At 62.7% G+C, this 15,788-nt stretch carries 14 protein-coding genes; 11 read left to right on the forward strand and 3 right to left on the reverse strand.

Annotated elements, in window-relative coordinates; translation table 11 throughout:
- Nucleotides 1-251: 251 nt before the first annotated feature.
- The 3 genes from xseA to AC4QBL_RS06295 all read left to right on the forward strand — a co-directional run bounded on the left by xseA (nt 252) and on the right by AC4QBL_RS06295 (nt 4,770).
- The gene (gene xseA, locus AC4QBL_RS06285) at nt 252-1,544 is read left to right on the forward strand and encodes an exodeoxyribonuclease VII large subunit (protein WP_472899188.1); all 1,293 of its coding nucleotides are present in this window, start codon (nt 252-254) and stop codon (nt 1,542-1,544) included.
- Nucleotides 1,545-1,672: 128 nt separating this feature from the next.
- On the forward strand, nt 1,673-2,254 hold the full coding sequence (locus AC4QBL_RS06290) for a superoxide dismutase (RefSeq protein ID WP_472899189.1): 582 nt from the start codon (nt 1,673-1,675) through the stop codon (nt 2,252-2,254).
- Nucleotides 2,255-2,532: 278 nt separating this feature from the next.
- Complete coding sequence (locus AC4QBL_RS06295) at nt 2,533-4,770, forward strand: NADP-dependent isocitrate dehydrogenase (RefSeq protein WP_472906363.1); 2,238 nt, start codon at nt 2,533-2,535, stop codon at nt 4,768-4,770.
- A 116-nt stretch (nt 4,771-4,886) separates the two neighbouring features.
- Here the strand turns inward: AC4QBL_RS06295 and AC4QBL_RS06300 are convergent, their stop codons facing one another.
- A complete protein-coding gene (locus tag AC4QBL_RS06300) occupies nt 4,887-5,342 on the reverse strand; it encodes a DUF192 domain-containing protein (protein ID WP_472899191.1) in 456 nt (151 codons plus the stop codon).
- A 301-nt stretch (nt 5,343-5,643) separates the two neighbouring features.
- Here AC4QBL_RS06300 and clpS point away from each other — a divergent pair, with 301 nt between their 5' ends.
- Nucleotides 5,644-6,009 (forward strand): ATP-dependent Clp protease adapter ClpS, encoded by a 366-nt coding sequence (clpS, locus tag AC4QBL_RS06305; protein ID WP_472906481.1) that lies wholly within the window; start codon nt 5,644-5,646, stop codon nt 6,007-6,009.
- A gap of 94 nt (nt 6,010-6,103) precedes the next feature.
- Nucleotides 6,104-8,443, forward strand: a complete 2,340-nt coding sequence (clpA, locus tag AC4QBL_RS06310) for an ATP-dependent Clp protease ATP-binding subunit ClpA (RefSeq protein WP_472906362.1) — start codon at nt 6,104-6,106, stop codon at nt 8,441-8,443.
- Between the two features lie 110 nt (nt 8,444-8,553).
- Here clpA and AC4QBL_RS06315 read toward each other — a convergent pair whose 3' ends face one another.
- Both AC4QBL_RS06315 and AC4QBL_RS06320 read right to left on the reverse strand, forming a co-directional pair.
- Nucleotides 8,554-9,039, reverse strand: coding sequence for a DUF1499 domain-containing protein (locus tag AC4QBL_RS06315; RefSeq protein ID WP_472899193.1), 486 nt, complete (start codon nt 9,037-9,039; stop codon nt 8,554-8,556).
- A 16-nt stretch (nt 9,040-9,055) separates the two neighbouring features.
- Entirely contained in the window at nt 9,056-10,600 is a 1,545-nt protein-coding gene (locus AC4QBL_RS06320; protein WP_472899194.1) for a helicase HerA-like C-terminal domain-containing protein, read from the reverse strand.
- A 102-nt stretch (nt 10,601-10,702) separates the two neighbouring features.
- Between AC4QBL_RS06320 and AC4QBL_RS06325 the strand changes: the two genes are divergently transcribed.
- From AC4QBL_RS06325 to rlmH, 6 genes are all read left to right on the forward strand, one after another.
- Nucleotides 10,703-11,422, forward strand: a complete 720-nt coding sequence (locus AC4QBL_RS06325) for a YebC/PmpR family DNA-binding transcriptional regulator (protein ID WP_472899195.1) — start codon at nt 10,703-10,705, stop codon at nt 11,420-11,422.
- Nucleotides 11,423-11,569: 147 nt separating this feature from the next.
- Nucleotides 11,570-12,844 carry a phosphoribosylamine--glycine ligase gene (gene purD, locus AC4QBL_RS06330; RefSeq protein ID WP_472899196.1) on the forward strand — a complete coding sequence of 425 codons (1,275 nt, stop codon included), beginning with the start codon at nt 11,570-11,572 and terminating at the stop codon, nt 12,842-12,844.
- Between the two features lie 61 nt (nt 12,845-12,905).
- Nucleotides 12,906-13,820 (forward strand): oxygen-dependent coproporphyrinogen oxidase, encoded by a 915-nt coding sequence (hemF, locus tag AC4QBL_RS06335; RefSeq protein ID WP_472899197.1) that lies wholly within the window; start codon nt 12,906-12,908, stop codon nt 13,818-13,820.
- 5 nt (nt 13,821-13,825) lie between these two features.
- Nucleotides 13,826-14,500, forward strand: coding sequence for a nicotinate (nicotinamide) nucleotide adenylyltransferase (gene nadD, locus AC4QBL_RS06340; RefSeq protein ID WP_472899302.1), 675 nt, complete (start codon nt 13,826-13,828; stop codon nt 14,498-14,500).
- Nucleotides 14,497-15,294 carry a ribosome silencing factor gene (gene rsfS / locus AC4QBL_RS06345; RefSeq protein WP_472906361.1) on the forward strand — a complete coding sequence of 266 codons (798 nt, stop codon included), beginning with the start codon at nt 14,497-14,499 and terminating at the stop codon, nt 15,292-15,294. Before nadD ends, rsfS begins: the two co-directional genes overlap by 4 nt.
- Complete coding sequence (rlmH, locus tag AC4QBL_RS06350) at nt 15,291-15,758, forward strand: 23S rRNA (pseudouridine(1915)-N(3))-methyltransferase RlmH (RefSeq protein WP_304830895.1); 468 nt, start codon at nt 15,291-15,293, stop codon at nt 15,756-15,758. Before rsfS ends, rlmH begins: the two co-directional genes overlap by 4 nt.
- Nucleotides 15,759-15,788 lie beyond the last annotated feature (30 nt).

The raw sequence follows: 15,788 nt of genomic DNA on the forward strand, positions 1-15,788 counted from the left end.
GATTGCCCCGCAGACCTGTGGCGCACAAACCCTTTCGTGCACAGATTCTGTGGATAACTTTGTGAAGAACTTGCCCCCGCTGGGGCGCGAACCCGCGCCCCGCTTCAATTTGGACAGAACGATGAGAAAACAGGCAGCACAAAACGCTGTGAAATCAACGGCTTGGGCACAAGCCAGCAGCCTGGCTCGGGTTGTCGAGCGCAGCCCTAGCGTGGGCGCGGGTTGTGGACAGTTTTCCCTTGGTATCGCCCATGGCTGAAGCATTTTTTGAATCCGAGACAGCGCCTGCAGGCCGGGTGTGGGCGGTTGGTCCGCTGATGCGGGCCATCGCTGACGCGCTGGCAGCCCGTTTCAACCCGGTGGCGGTGCGCGGCGAGATTTCGGGCTTTTCGCGCGCAGCCAGCGGTCATTGCTACTTTTCGCTTAAAGACGAAACTGGGCAGGTGCGTTGCGCCATGTTTCGCCGGGCGGCCGACCAGCTCAGCTTCAGTCCGCGCGACGGTCAGCGGGTGGAAGCCCGCGGCAAGCTGGACGTTTACGGCCCGCGGGGCGATTTGCAACTCATTGTGGACAGCCTGCAGCCGGCCGGGCAAGGTGCGCTGTTTGAGCAGTTTTTGCGCCTTAAGGCACAGCTGGAGAGCGAGGGCCTTTTTGAAGCGGCGCGCAAGCGTGCTTTGCCTGCGCAGCCACACAGCATTGGTGTGGTGACCTCGCTGGGTGCGGCAGCTTTGCGTGACGTGGTCACCGCCTTGCGTCGCAGGGTGCCGCATGTGCCGGTGGTCATTTATCCGGCGGCTGTGCAGGGGCTTCAAGCCCCGGGAGAGCTTTGCGCTGCCTTGAAAACGGCCTACCGCCGACACACCGAAACCGGTGAAAGCGAGGTGCTGTTGCTGGTGCGCGGCGGAGGCTCACTGGAAGACCTGTGGTCGTTCAACGACGAGTCGGTGGTGCGCACCGTGGCGCTGGCGCCCATGCCGGTGGTGTGCGGTGTGGGGCATGAAACCGACTTCACCCTGGCCGACTTTGTGGCCGACCTGCGAGCGCCCACGCCCACCGCGGCGGCCGAGTTGTGTGCGCCTGCGCGCGAACTGCGTCTGGGTGAACTGGCCTACCTGCAGGAGCGCATGAACGAAGCCAGTTATGGCGCCATAGACCAGCGCGCGCAGCAACTGGACCGCCTGGCTCAGCGCATGGGCCGTCCTTCGGCCCGCGTGCATGGCAGCCACCAGCGACTGAGCGCGCTGCAGCACCGTTTGCACAGCGCGCTGCTGCTGGCCAGCCAGCGCCAGCACAGCCGGCTTCAAGCGCTGGAAGGCCTGTTGCCGGTGGCGCTGCAACGCGCGGTGGACCAGCACAGCCGACGGTTGCAGCGCTGTGAAACGTCGCTGGGTCTTCTGGACCCGCGCCTGGTGCTGGAGCGAGGCTACGCCTTCTTGACCGATACCCAGGGCCTTGCCATCACGCGTGCCAGCCAGGCCCGGCCCGGGCAAGCGCTGCGCGCCACCCTGGCTGACGGTGAACTGGGGCTCACCGTTGACCGCTGAAGCGGCGGCTGCAGAAACCCTGATTGTCCAATTAGCTGCGGGCTTGCCTACAATGCGCGGTCGGCACAGTCCGCAGGCGCAGCGCCCGCTGGCTTGACTTCTCCAACACCCACCGAACGAGGAACCCCATGGAACATACCCTGCCCGCATTGCCCTACGCGATTGACGCCCTGGCGCCGCATTACTCCCAGGAAACGCTGGAGTTTCACCACGGCAAGCACCACAACGCCTACGTGGTCAACCTCAACAACCTGCAAAAGGGCACTGAGTTTGAAGGCATGGACCTGGAGTCCATCATCAAGAAGTCCAGCGGTGGCATCTACAACAACTCGGCCCAGATCTGGAACCACACCTTCTTCTGGAGCTGCATGAAGCCCAACGGCGGCGGCGAGCCTTCTGGCGCGCTGGCCGATGCCATCAACGCCAAATTTGGCAGCTACGCAGCGTTCAAAGAAGCCTTCGTCAAGAGCGCCGTGGGCAACTTCGGTTCGGGCTGGACCTGGCTGGTGAAGAAAGCCGACGGTTCGGTGGACATCGTCAACATGGGCGCCGCTGGCACCCCGCTGACCACCGGTGACAAGGCTCTGCTGACCGTGGACGTGTGGGAACACGCCTATTACATCGACTACCGCAACATGCGTCCCAAGTTTGTTGAAACTTTCCTCGACAAACTGGTGAACTGGTCGTTTGCAGAAGCCAACTTCGCCTGACCCCGGTTTTGCTTGCCCGAAAAAAAGGCCCGACGGCAATGCCGTCGGGCCTTTTTTTCGGGTGGATGTTGTCGGGTCGGTTGTCCAAGGTCTAAGCTTGCAGCCTGAATCACATAAAAATTGGATTATTTGCTTTCGCTTCCCGCATTGTGAGATAACGGTTCAAAAAGCGGGCTCAGGGTCAGAGCACTGAAAGCAAAATCTTGGACGATCCTTCGATTCGGCTGGTCCAGCATGCAGACCAGCGGGATGCCTACAACGATATCTGGAGAAACAACATGAGCACCCAGCAACCCACCATCATCTACACGCTGACCGACGAAGCGCCGCTGTTGGCGACCAGTGCCTTTTTGCCGATCATCCGCACGTTCACCGCGCCCGCTGGCATCAACGTCGAGTCCAGCGACATTTCGGTGGCCGCGCGCGTGCTGGCCTCGTTTCCCGAGTACCTGACCGAAGAGCAGCGGGTGCCGGACACCCTGGCCGAACTCGGCAAGCTCACGCTCAAGCCCGAAGCCAACATCATCAAGCTGCCCAACATCAGCGCCTCGGTGGGCCAGTTGGTGGCCGCCATCAAGGAACTGCAAGCCAAGGGTTATGCGCTGCCAGACTACCCAGAGGCGCCCAAGACCGAAGAAGAGAAGGCCATTCGTGCCCGCTACGCCAAGTGCATCGGCAGCTCGGTGAACCCGGTGCTGCGCGAAGGCAACTCTGACCGCCGTGCGCCACGCGCCGTGAAAGAGTTTGCGCGCAAGAACCCACACAGCATGGCCGAGTGGAGCCAGGCCTCGCGTTCACACGTTTCGCACATGCACCACGGCGACTTTTACCATGGCGAAAAGTCGATCACGCTGGACAAAGCCCGCGATGTGAAGATGGAACTGGTGACAAAGAGCGGCCAGACCATCGTGCTCAAACCCAAGGTGAGTCTGCTGGACCGCGAGGTCGTGGACAGCATGTTCATGAGCAAGAAGGCGCTGGAAGAGTTCTACGAAAAAGAGATCGAAGACGCCCGCAAGACCGGTGTCATGTTCTCGCTGCACGTCAAGGCCACGATGATGAAGGTGTCGCACCCCATCGTGTTCGGCCATTGCGTCAAGATCTTTTATAAAGACGCGTTTGCCAAACACGGTGACCTGTTCAAGGAACTGGGTGTCAACGTCAACAACGGCATGGCCGATCTGTACGCCAAGATCGCCACGCTGCCCCAGAGCAAGCAGGACGAGATCAAGCGCGACCTGCATGCCTGCCACGAGCACCGCCCCGAACTGGCTATGGTGGACTCGGCCAAAGGCATCACCAACTTCCATTCGCCCAACGATGTGATCGTGGACGCCTCCATGCCCGCCATGATCCGCAACGGCGGCAAGATGTGGGACGCCAACGGCCGCCTGAAAGACGTGAAGGCCGTGATGCCCGAGTCGACCTTTGCCCGGATTTACCAGGAGATGATCAACTTCTGCAAATGGCACGGCGCTTTCGACCCCAAGACCATGGGCACCGTGCCCAACGTCGGCCTGATGGCTCAGCAAGCCGAAGAATACGGCTCGCACGACAAGACTTTTGAAATCCAAGAAGACGGCGTCGCCAACATCACCGACCTCGCCACCGGCGAGGTGCTGCTGAGCCAGAACGTGGAGAAGGGCGACATCTGGCGCATGTGCCAGGTGAAAGACGCCGCCATCCGCGACTGGGTGAAGCTGGCCGTGAACCGCGCCCGCAACTCCGGTATGCCGGTGGTGTTCTGGCTCGACCAGTACCGCCCACACGAAGCCCAGCTGATCACCAAGGTCAAGATGTACCTGCACGAGCACAACACCGCGGGCCTGGACATCCAGATCATGAGCCAGGTGCGTGCCATGCGTTACACGCTGGAGCGCGTGGTGCGCGGGCTGGACACCATCAGCGCCACCGGCAATATCTTGCGTGACTACTTGACCGACTTGTTCCCCATCATGGAACTGGGTACCTCGGCCAAGATGCTGTCCATCGTGCCGCTGATGGCGGGCGGCGGTATGTACGAAACGGGTGCGGGTGGCTCGGCGCCCAAACACGTACAGCAACTGGTGGAAGAAAACCACCTGCGCTGGGATTCGCTCGGCGAGTTCCTCGCGCTGGCGGTGTCGCTGGAAGACCTCGGCATCAAGACCGGCAACAACTCGGCCAAGATACTGGCCAAGACGCTGGACGCCGCCACCGGGAAATTGTTGGACACCAACAAGAACCCGTCGCCCAAAACCGGGCAGCTGGACAACCGCGGTAGCCAGTTTTACCTGGCCATGTACTGGGCCCAGGCGCTGGCCGAGCAAACCGAAGATGCTGCCCTGGCCGCCAAGTTTGCCCCATTGGCCAAGCAGCTCACCGACAACGAGCAAACCATCGTGGCCGAACTGGCCGCTGTGCAGGGCAAGCCAGTGGACATTGGCGGTTACTACAAGCCCGATTTTGCGAAGCTGGAGGCTGTGATGCGCCCAAGCCCCACGCTGAACGCTGCGCTGCAGGCGCTGCCCGCGTAAAACGGCTCGTTTGTTTGGGCCGAAGCGCTGTCAAAGCACAGCGCCTCGCCCACAAAGGCGATTTGGACGACTTCGGCTGTCCAAATCGCCTTTTTTGCTTCAGGGCGACGGGCCGATCACTTGGGCCGGTTGAAGGGTGCGCCACCCAGCTTGCTGCCGGCCTGTATGCCGCGTTTGGCAAACCAGCCCTGGTTCATTTCCAGCACAAACCGAACCGGCTGGGCCGAGCAGTGCGAGTCCAGGGTCTGTGGTTTCATGTCGGCCAGGTTGACGATGGTGCCGTCGTCGGCCACGAAGGCGGCAGTCAGCGGCAGCAATGTGTTTTTCATCCAGAAACATTGCACGCCCGCTTGCTCAAAGGCAAACAGCATGCCTTCGTTGGTGGGCATCTCCCGGCGGTGCATCAGCCCGATGGCGCGCTGCTCGGGGGTGGCTGCCACCTGGGCGTTGATCAGGTGCATGCCGGCTGACAGCGCCACCCGCGGCAGCTGGGTTTGTGGTTTGTCTTGAGACCAGGCGGGCCAGGCGCTCAGCGCCAACAAGCAAAACAAAGAGGCTAAACGGCGGTTCATGGTGCAGGTGCGTGGGTCATGGGTGTTGCGCATTGTCCGGCATTTGCCGGGGTTCTGGGCAGCCGGGTCTGCACCCGCCGTGTCGTTGACAACAAGACCCAACCCGTTGCAGCGCAAGCACCCAAAAAGCCGCCAGGAAGCCCGCTTCCTCGGCGGTTTTGTTTTGGGTACGCACTTCACAATGGGGTATGAAAAAGGGTGTATCGCTGCGTCTTGAAAGGTGTGTCCAAGGTCGTGCCCCGGGCGGTGCAAGGGTTTCCCTATGCCCGTTGGCCATCGGGGGTGGTCGCACACCGCTAGAATCAATTTCATGGCAACCCAGAACCCCAAAAAACCCGACAACCCGGTGTCACCGCCCAGCGTGGGCAGCGACGATTCGGTGGTACTTGAGCGCCGTACCCAGCGCACCCAACCACCACAAATGTTTCAGGTGGTGCTGCTCAACGACGACTTCACCCCCATGGAGTTTGTTGTCCACGTCATTCAGGAGTTTTTCAGCAAAGACCGCGAAACCGCGACCCAGATCATGTTGAAGATCCACTTGGAAGGCAAAGGCATTTGCGGCGTTTATTCCCGCGATGTGGCCAGTACCAAGGTGGACCAGGTGCTCCAGGCCGCGCGCGGCGCGGGGCATCCGTTGCAGTGTGTGAGCGAGCCCGTTGAATAAAGGCGGAACCACCCCACTTGATGGCGATCCTCTCTGATATCCCGTTTCCCGAACGTCAGCTTTTCAAATCACCCATAGCCCAAAGGACGTGTCCATGATCGCCCAGGAACTTGAAGTCAGCTTGCACATGGCCTTTGTCGAGGCCCGTCAGCAACGACACGAATTCATCACCGTCGAGCACCTGCTGCTGGCCCTGCTCGACAACCCCAGCGCCGCCGAGGTGCTGCGCGCCTGTTCGGCCAATATCGATGACCTGCGCAAATCCCTGACGAATTTCATCAAGGACAACACGCCACAGGTCGCTGGCACGGACGAGGTGGACACCCAGCCCACGCTCGGTTTCCAGCGCGTCATTCAGCGCGCCATCATGCACGTGCAGAGCACGGGCAATGGCAAGAAAGAGGTCACCGGTGCCAACGTGCTGGTGGCAATTTTTGGTGAAAAAGACTCACACGCCGTTTACTACCTGCACCAGCAGGGCGTGACGCGTCTGGATGTGGTCAATTTCATTGCCCATGGCATTCGCAAGAGCGACCCGCCCGAGGCGGCCAAGCCCGGCGAGAGCGCTGCTGAAAACGAAGAGCAGGGCACTGAGGGCAAGTCCAACGAAAAAGCCTCACCGCTGGAGCAGTTCACGCAGAACCTGAACCAGATGGCCAAAGACGGCAAGATCGATCCGCTGATCGGGCGCGAGTACGAGGTCGAGCGCGTGATTCAAATTTTGTGCCGCCGCCGCAAGAACAACCCGCTGCTGGTGGGCGAAGCTGGCGTGGGCAAAACCGCGATTGCCGAGGGTCTGGCCTGGCGCATCACCCAGGGCGATGTGCCTGAGATCTTGGCCGAGTCGCTGGTGTATTCGCTGGACATGGGCGCGCTGCTGGCCGGCACCAAGTACCGCGGTGATTTCGAGCAGCGCCTCAAGGGTGTGCTCAAGTCGCTCAAGGACAAGCCCAATGCGATTTTGTTCATCGACGAGATTCACACCCTGATCGGCGCTGGCGCCGCATCGGGTGGCACGCTGGACGCGTCCAACCTGCTCAAGCCAGCTTTGTCCAGCGGCCAGATGAAGTGCATTGGCGCCACCACCTTCACCGAATACCGCGGTATTTTTGAAAAAGATGCTGCGCTCAGCCGCCGCTTCCAGAAGGTGGATGTGGTCGAGCCCACGGTGGAGCAGACTGTTGACATTCTCAAGGGCCTGAAGTCGCGCTTTGAGGAGCACCATGGCGTGAAGTACGCCCTGGCCGCCTTGCAGGCCGCGGCCGAGCTGAGTGCGAAATACATCAACGACCGCCACCTGCCTGACAAGGCGATTGACGTGATCGACGAGGCGGGCGCAGCCCAGCGCATCTTGCCAGCGTCCAAACGCAAGAAAACCATCAGCAAAACCGAGGTGGAAGAGATCGTGGCGAAAATCGCCCGCATCCCCCCAGCCAACGTGTCCAACGACGACCGCGGCAAGCTGCAGACGCTGGAGCGCGATCTCAAGAGCGTGGTGTTCGGCCAGGACAAAGCGCTGGAGGTGCTGGCGTCCAGCGTCAAGATGGCGCGTTCGGGCCTGGGCAAGAGCGACAAGCCGATCGGCGCCTTCCTGTTCAGCGGCCCCACCGGCGTCGGCAAGACCGAAGCCGCCAAGCAGCTGGCCTACATCATGGGCATCGACCTGATCCGTTTCGACATGTCGGAATACATGGAGCGCCACGCCGTGAGCCGCCTCATCGGTGCGCCTCCCGGCTACGTGGGGTTTGACCAGGGTGGTTTGCTCACCGAAGCCGTGACCAAGAAGCCGCACTGCGTGCTGCTGCTCGACGAGATTGAGAAGGCGCACCCGGACATCTTCAACGTACTGTTGCAAGTGATGGACCACGGCACGCTGACCGATAACAATGGGCGCAAGGCCGACTTCCGCAACGTGATCGTCATCATGACGACCAACGCGGGCGCCGAGACCATGAACAAGGCCACCATTGGCTTCACCAACCCGCGTGAAGCCGGCGACGAAATGGCCGACATCAAACGCCTGTTCACGCCCGAGTTCCGCAACCGCCTGGACGCCATCGTCGGCTTCAAGTCGCTGGACGAAAACGTCATCATGCGGGTGGTGGACAAGTTCTTGCTGCAGCTGGAAGGCCAGCTCACGGAGAAGAAGGTTGAAGTCACCTTCACCGACGCGCTGCGCAAGCACCTGGCCAAGAAGGGCTTCGATCCACTCATGGGCGCACGCCCGATGCAGCGCCTGATCCAGGACACCATTCGCCGGGCCCTGGCCGACGAGCTGCTGTTTGGCCGCCTCACCGACGGTGGCCGTCTCACGGTGGACCTGGAGACCAAGGTGGGCGAAGACGGCAAGGAGACGCAAGAGGTCAAGCTCGACATCCTGCCGCTGCCCAAGAAAGAGGGCAAGGCCAAGCCGGAAGAAGCCACCGCGGGCTGAGCGATGTTCTGACCCCTGGCGTCAAGGCGCCAAGAAAAAGGCCCGGGTGACCGGGCCTTTTTCGTTGCGGTCGCGTTGTTAGCGCTGCGCTCGGGGCTTGGGCGTGTCGCTCAGGGCTGCGCCAGGTAGGCGGCGCGTACCGCTTCAATGCGTTCTCGGTTGGCACCAAAGTCTTCTCGGCCCAGGCGGCTGGCGCTGCGCAACTCCACCATACCCGTGGCGGGGTTGGCCCAAAACTCCATGTCGTCCACAAACTTGAGCCAGCGGGTCTGGGCTTGTGCGTACACGTAGTCGGGCTGCTGGTCCACCACGGTCACGCCTGGTACCGACTGCAGCGCTTTTGACAACGCCGTCAGAGAGGCAACCGCATCGCGGTTTTTCAGCGGCAGCGGCTCAATGCTTGCATACCCTTTTTGCGGGTGTTCCGGATACAGCGCAGCCTGGCTGCTGACGCTGTTGCGGGTGGCAGAGGGCGCTTTCAGGCGGCCGTCCTTCACACCCAGATCGGTCGGCTGGGTACCGCGCAGGGCGCCTCCCTGCGCGGCCAGCAGGCCCACGCCGAGCAGCACAGGCAGGGCAATAGAAAAGAGTTTCATGGGGGTCATGCGCAGTTCAGCGCTTGCCGCCAAACAGGCCGCCCAGCACGCCGCGCACGATCTGGCGCCCAATGCCGCTGGCCACGCTGCGGGCCGCAGTTTTGGCCATGGTCTGCACCAGGCCATCGTATTGGCCACCGCGCGGCCCGGTACGGCCAAACAGGGCTTCGTTCACCATGCCACCGATACCGCCGCCAGTGGCTTCAGGGGCTTGCTGTGGTGCGCCCGGAATGCGGGGTGTCTTCGGGGTGCCGGGCGCCTGTGCCGGCTGCTCTGCGGTGCGCGCCACCACATGGGCCCGCAAGATTTCGTGGGCGCTTTCACGGTCCACAGTGGCTTCGTAGACGCCGGCCACCAGCGAGCCCTGCAGCAAGGCCTGGCGCTGCTGGGTGGTGATGGGGCCGAGCTGGCTGCCCGGTGGCACCACAAACACGCGCTCGGTCTCGCAGGGGCGGCCTTTGGCGTCCAGCAGGCTCACCAGCGCTTCGCCCACCGCCAGTTCGGTGATGGCGGCCTCAATGTCGAGCCCGGCCTTGGGGCGCATAGTCTGCGCGGTGGCTTTTACCGCTTTTTGGTCGCGCGGGGTGAAGGCGCGCAGCGCGTGCTGCACCCGGTTGCCCAGCTGGCCGAGCACGCTGTCGGGGATGTCCAGCGGGTTCTGGGTCACGAAATACACTCCCACGCCTTTGGAGCGCACCAGCCGCACCACCAGTTCGATGCGCTCCACCAGCACCTTGGGCGCTTCGTTGAACAGCAGGTGCGCCTCGTCAAAAAAGAACACCAGTTTGGGCTTCTCAGGGTCACCGATCTCGGGCAGGGTTTCAAACAGCTCCGACAGCATCCACAGCAGAAAGGTGGCGTACAAGCGCGGCGCGTTCAGCAGTTTGTCGGCCGCCAGGATGTTGATCACGCCTTTGCCGTCCACCGTTTGCATGAAGTCCTGGATGTCCAGCATGGGTTCGCCAAAAAACTGGTCGCCCCCTTGTTGCTCCACCTGCATCAGCCCACGCTGGATGGCGCCGATGCTGGCAGCGCTCACGTTGCCGTATTCGGTGGTGAACTGCTTGGCGTTGTCGCCCACATGCTGCAGCATGGCGCGCAGGTCTTTCATGTCCAGCAGCAGCAGGCCGTTGTCGTCGGCAATCTTGAACACCAGGTTGAGCACGCCGGCCTGGGTGTCGTTCAGGTTGAGCATGCGCGCCAGCAGCAGCGGGCCCATGTCGCTCACGGTGGCGCGCACCGGGTGGCCCTGCTCGCCAAACACGTCCCACAGCGTGGTGGGGCAGGCCTGCGAGGCGGGCAGGGTGATGCCGCGCTCTTTCAGCACGGCGCTGAGCTTTTCGCCAAAGCTGCCGCGCTGGCTGATGCCGGTCAGGTCGCCCTTCACGTCGGCCATGAACACCGGCACGCCAATGTTGGAGAACTGCTCAGCCAGCGTTTGCAGGGTGACGGTTTTGCCCGTTCCGGTGGCGCCGGTGATGAGACCGTGGCGGTTGGCCAAGCCGGGCAGCAGTTGGCAGGTGGTGTGGGCGTTCTGGGCAATCAGCATCGGTTCGGCCATGGGGTCAGCTTCTTTCGGGTGTTGACGTTTGGGGGTGGTTGGGTAAATCGTAAAATCGCTGGCTTATTAGATCAAACCCTCAGCAGGCATAAGGAATCTTTCGTGGCCGGACACAGCAAATGGGCAAATATTCAACACCGCAAGGGTCGTCAAGACGAAAAGCGGGGCAAGATCTGGACGCGTGCCATCCGTGAAATCACCGTGGCAGCACGCACCGGTGGCGGCGACCCGGCCATGAACCCCCGTTTGCGGCTGGCCATTGACAAAGCCAAGGCCGCCAACATGCCGGCTGACCGAATCAAGTACAACGTGGACAAGGCCTCGGGCAACCTCGAAGGCCAGGCGCTGGAAGAGATTCGTTACGAGGGTTACGGCATTGGTGGCGCGGCCATCATTGTGGACACCATGACCGACAACAAGGTGCGCACGGTGGCCGAAGTGCGCCACGCCTTCAGCAAATACGGCGGTAACCTGGGCACCGACGGCTCGGTGGCGTTTCAGTTCAAGCACTGCGGCCAGATCATTTTTGCCCCCGGCACTTCGGAAGACAAAGTGATGGAAGTGGCGCTGGAAGCGGGCGCCGAAGACGTGATCACCGACGACGATGGCGCCATCGAGGTGCTGACCGCGTACACCGATTTCGAGGCGGTGAAAAACGCACTGGAGGCGGCGGGCCTGGTGCCTGAGGTGGCTGAAGTGACCATGCGCGCAGAAAACACGATTGAGCTGACCGGCGAAGACGCGGTGCGCATGCAAAAGTTGCTGGACGTGCTGGAAGACCTGGACGATGTGCAGGAAGTTTTTCACAACGCGAGCATTTAATGGCGCTCCCCCCGCGCCGCGCTGCGCGCGTCACCCCCTCAAGGGGGCGCTGCTGGCAGCCCGGCAAAGCCGGTTCTGCGGCAGCCTGGGTGGGCATATTCGCTCCGGCAGGTCTGTTCGGTGCGCTGATTGAATTTGGAGATAGATTTGAAAGTTTTGGTCATTGGCGGCGGTGGTCGCGAGCACGCGCTGGCGTGGAAGCTCAAGCAGTCCGAGGGCGTGAGCCAGGTGTTTGTGGCACCGGGCAACGCCGGCACGGCCCGTGACGCGCAACTGGTCAACCTGCCGATCACCGACAAGGTGGCATTGCGCGAATGGGTTCAGGCCAACGGCGTTGGGTTGACGGTGGTGGGGCCCGAGGCGCCCTTGGCCGCTGGTGTGGTGGACGAGTTTCGCGCGCACGGTCTGGCCATTTTTGGCCCGACCCAACAAGCCGCACAGCTTGAAAGCTCCAAGGCTTTCAGCAAGGCCTTCATGCAGCGCCACGGCATCCCCACGGCCGAGTACCAGGCCTTTACCGACCCGCAGCAGGCGCACGCCTATGTGGACGCCAAGGGTGCGCCCATCGTGGTCAAGGCCGACGGCCTGGCCGCGGGCAAAGGCGTGGTGGTGGCGATGTCGCTGGCCGAGGCGCACGAAGCCATTGACTTCATGCTGCTGGACAACACCCTGGGTGTGGCCCACAACGAAGGCGGCGCGCGGGTGGTCATCGAAGAGTTCCTGGAAGGCGAAGAAGCCAGCTTCATCGTGTTGTGCGACGGCGAGCATGCGCTCGCACTGGCCACCAGCCAGGACCACAAGCGACTGCTGGATGCCGATCAAGGCCCCAACACCGGCGGCATGGGCGCGTATTCGCCGGCCCCGGTGGTCACGCCGGCGGTGCACCAGCGTGCGATGGACGAGGTGATTTTGCCCACGCTGCGCGGTATGGCCGCCGACGGTATTCCGTACACCGGCTTCTTGTACGCGGGCCTCATGATCACGCCCGACGGCCGCGTGAAGACGCTGGAATTCAACTGCCGCATGGGCGACCCCGAAACCCAGCCGATCATGATGCGGCTGCAAAGCAACCTGGCGCAGGTGCTGCTGGCTGCCACCCGCACCGAGCTGGACCGCGTGACCCTGGAATGGGACCCCCGTGTGGCACTGGGCGTGGTGCTGGCTGCGGCCGGTTACCCCATGAACCCCCGCAAGGGCGATGCCGTCACCGGCCTGCCGGCCGACGAAGCCGACCGCATGGTGTTCCATGCCGGCACCGCCGACGGCGCCGGGGCGGTGCTCACCGCCGGCGGCCGCGTGTTGTGCGCCACCGTGTTGGCGCCCACCGTGGCCGATGCGCAGCGCAGCGCGTATGCGCTGATCGACGGCATCCGGTTTGACGGCATGCAGTACCGCCGAGACATCGGTTACCGGGCGCTTTGATCGCTTGGCGCCAACCGCCGCTGCCGGCGCGGCGCCGCAGTACCCAGTACATTCCATTTTTATGAACAACCCGACCCAAGACGTTCGCGACTACCTGACCGATCTGCAGGAGCGCATTACCTCGACCGTGGCCTTGGTCGACGGCGGCCAGTTTCTGGTGGACAAATGGAAGAAACCAGCCGGTGAGACCCTTCAGGGCAGCGGCATCACGCAGATCCTCGAAGACGGTGTGGTGTTTGAGCGCGCTGGCTGCGGTTTTTCGCATGTGAGCGGGCCGCGCCTGCCGCCTTCCGCCACCCAACACCGCCCTGAACTCACCGGCGCACCTTTTGAGGCCATGGGCGTTTCGCTGGTATTTCACCCGCGCAACCCCTACGTGCCCACGGTGCACATGAACGTGCGCATGATCGCGGCCACCCCGGCCGATGGCAAGCCGGTGTGCTGGTTTGGAGGCGGCATGGACCTGACGCCCTATTACGGCTTTGAGGAAGATGCGGTGCACTTCCACACCACCTGCAAAAACGCCCTCGATCCGTTCGGCGTGGACAAATACCCCCGCTTCAAAACCTGGTGCGACGAGTATTTTTACCTCAAGCACCGGGACGAGCAGCGCGGCATTGGCGGCGTGTTTTTTGACGACTTTTCCGAACTGGGGTTTGACGGCAGCTTTGCCATGATGACCTCGGTGGGCGACGCCTTTCTGGATGCCTACCTGCCCATCGTGGATCGCCGCAAAAACATGCCCTACGGCGAGCGCGAGCGCAGCTTTCAGCTGTACCGGCGCGGCCGCTACGTGGAGTTCAACCTGGTCTGGGACCGTGGCACGCATTTCGGCTTGCAGTCCGGTGGGCGCAGCGAATCCATTTTGCTGTCCATGCCGCCCCTGGTGAGCTGGGCTTACAACCGCCAAAGCAAAAAGGGCACGCCCGAAGACCGCCTGTACAAAGAATTCCTGGTTCGCAAGGACTGGGTTTGAACCGCGTGCCAACGGACGCTCTTTCAACCGACGCGTCTTTTGCGGGCGCGCAGCCTGCGCGTGTGGGCGTGTTTGGCGGCGCGTTCGATCCGCCGCACTGGGCGCACCGTGCGCTGGCCGAAGCGGCGCTGAGCCAGCTGGGGCTGGACGTGCTGCATATCTTGCCCACCGGCCAGGCGTGGCACAAATCGCGCGTGCTGACGCCCGCCGAGCACCGGCTGGCCATGTGCGAGCTGGCGTTTGGTGACCTGCCGCGCACCCGCCTGGATGCGCGCGAAGTTCACCGCCGAGGCCCCAGCTACACGGCCGACACCTTGCGTGAGCTGGCGGGCGAATACCCCGGAGCCCAGCTCTTTCTGGTGCTGGGTGCCGACCAGTTGCTGGCCTTCAAAAGCTGGGTGCGTTGGCCCGAGGTGTTGTCCCAAGCCACCTTGGCGGTGGCCAACCGCGCCACCAATATTGGGGCAGACGGTGCGCTGGACCAGGTTCAGGAAATGGACCTCTCCGCCGTTGATTTGCCCTTTGAGCGGTTGCACATGCCGCTCAAAAACATCAGCGCCACAGCCGTGCGCGCCCACGTTGAGCGACCCGTGAGCCGCAGCGGCGCACTCGACGTTCTGGTGCCCGAGGCCGTCGCAGGCTATATTTCACACCATTCCCTTTATCAGAACCATTCATGACCAGCGAAACCACAGCCAAAAAAGACATCCAGAAACTTCAGCGGGCCATCGTCGATGGACTCGAGGACGTCAAGGCCCAGGACATCGTGGTCTTCAACACGGAACAACTCTCGCCCCTGTTTGAGCGCGTGATTGTGGCCAGCGGCACATCCAACCGCCAGACGAAAGCCCTCGCTGCCAGCGTGCGCGATGCGGTGCGCGAAGCCGGCTTTGACAAGCCGCGCATCGAAGGCGAAGAAAACGGCGAATGGATCATCGTGGACTGCGGCGCGGCCGTGGCCCACATCATGCAACCCGTCATCCGCCAGTATTACCGTCTGGAAGAAATTTGGGGCGCTACCCCTGTGCGCCTGAAGCACGGCGCGCCCAAGCCGGCAGTAGCCGAAAAGCCTGCCGCCAAAACCAGCAAGCGCAAAGCCGCCGCGCCGGTGAAAGCCGTTGCCGCCAAAACGGTCGCGCGCTCGGCGGCCAAGTCAGCAGCCAAAACCGCCGCCGCAGCGCCAGCCGCGAAAAACAGCCCGAAGGCAGCGGCCAAGCCAGCCAGCAAGACCGCGGTGAAAACCACGGCAGCCAAGAAAACCACCACCGCCCGCAAGACGGCCACTGGTACGACCGCTCAGCCCAAGGCCACGCTGCAAAAGCTGGTGGTGAACAAGCCCCGCGCCACGGCCAAGCCAGCTGCCAAGGCAGCCCCCAAAGCGGCACCTAAAGCTGCGCCCAAGGCGGCTGCAAAGCCTGCAGCCAAAAGCGCGCCCAAAGCCGCAGCCAAACCGGCCGCCAAGAAAAAGGCATGAAGCTGCTGATCGTCGCAGTCGGGCAACGGGTGCCCGACTGGGCCCAAACCGCCTACGACGATTACGCCAAGCGCTTTCCACCCGAGCTTCGGGTGGAGCTCAAAACGGTGAAGACCGAGCCGCGTGGCTCCAAAACGCTGGACACGCTGCTGGCCGCTGAGCGCGAACGCATTCAGGCGGTGCTGCCGCGTGGCTGCCGCGTGGTGGTGCTGGACGAGCGCGGCACCACGCTCACCACCAAAGCACTGGCGCAACAGCTGCAGCAGTGGCAACTGGACAGCGACGACGTGGCGCTGGTGATTGGCGGCCCCGACGGACTGGAACCCGCTTTCCGGGCGGCCGCACACCAGCGCATCCGCCTCTCAGACCTCACCCTGCCGCACGCCATGGTCCGCGTGCTGTTGATTGAGCAGCTCTACCGAGCCTGGTCGGTTAACGCGAACCACCCCTACCACCGGGAATGAAGCCGGCGAGGGCCTAGTCCCATCGGGCCT

Source organism: Hydrogenophaga sp. L99 (assembly GCF_058731905.1).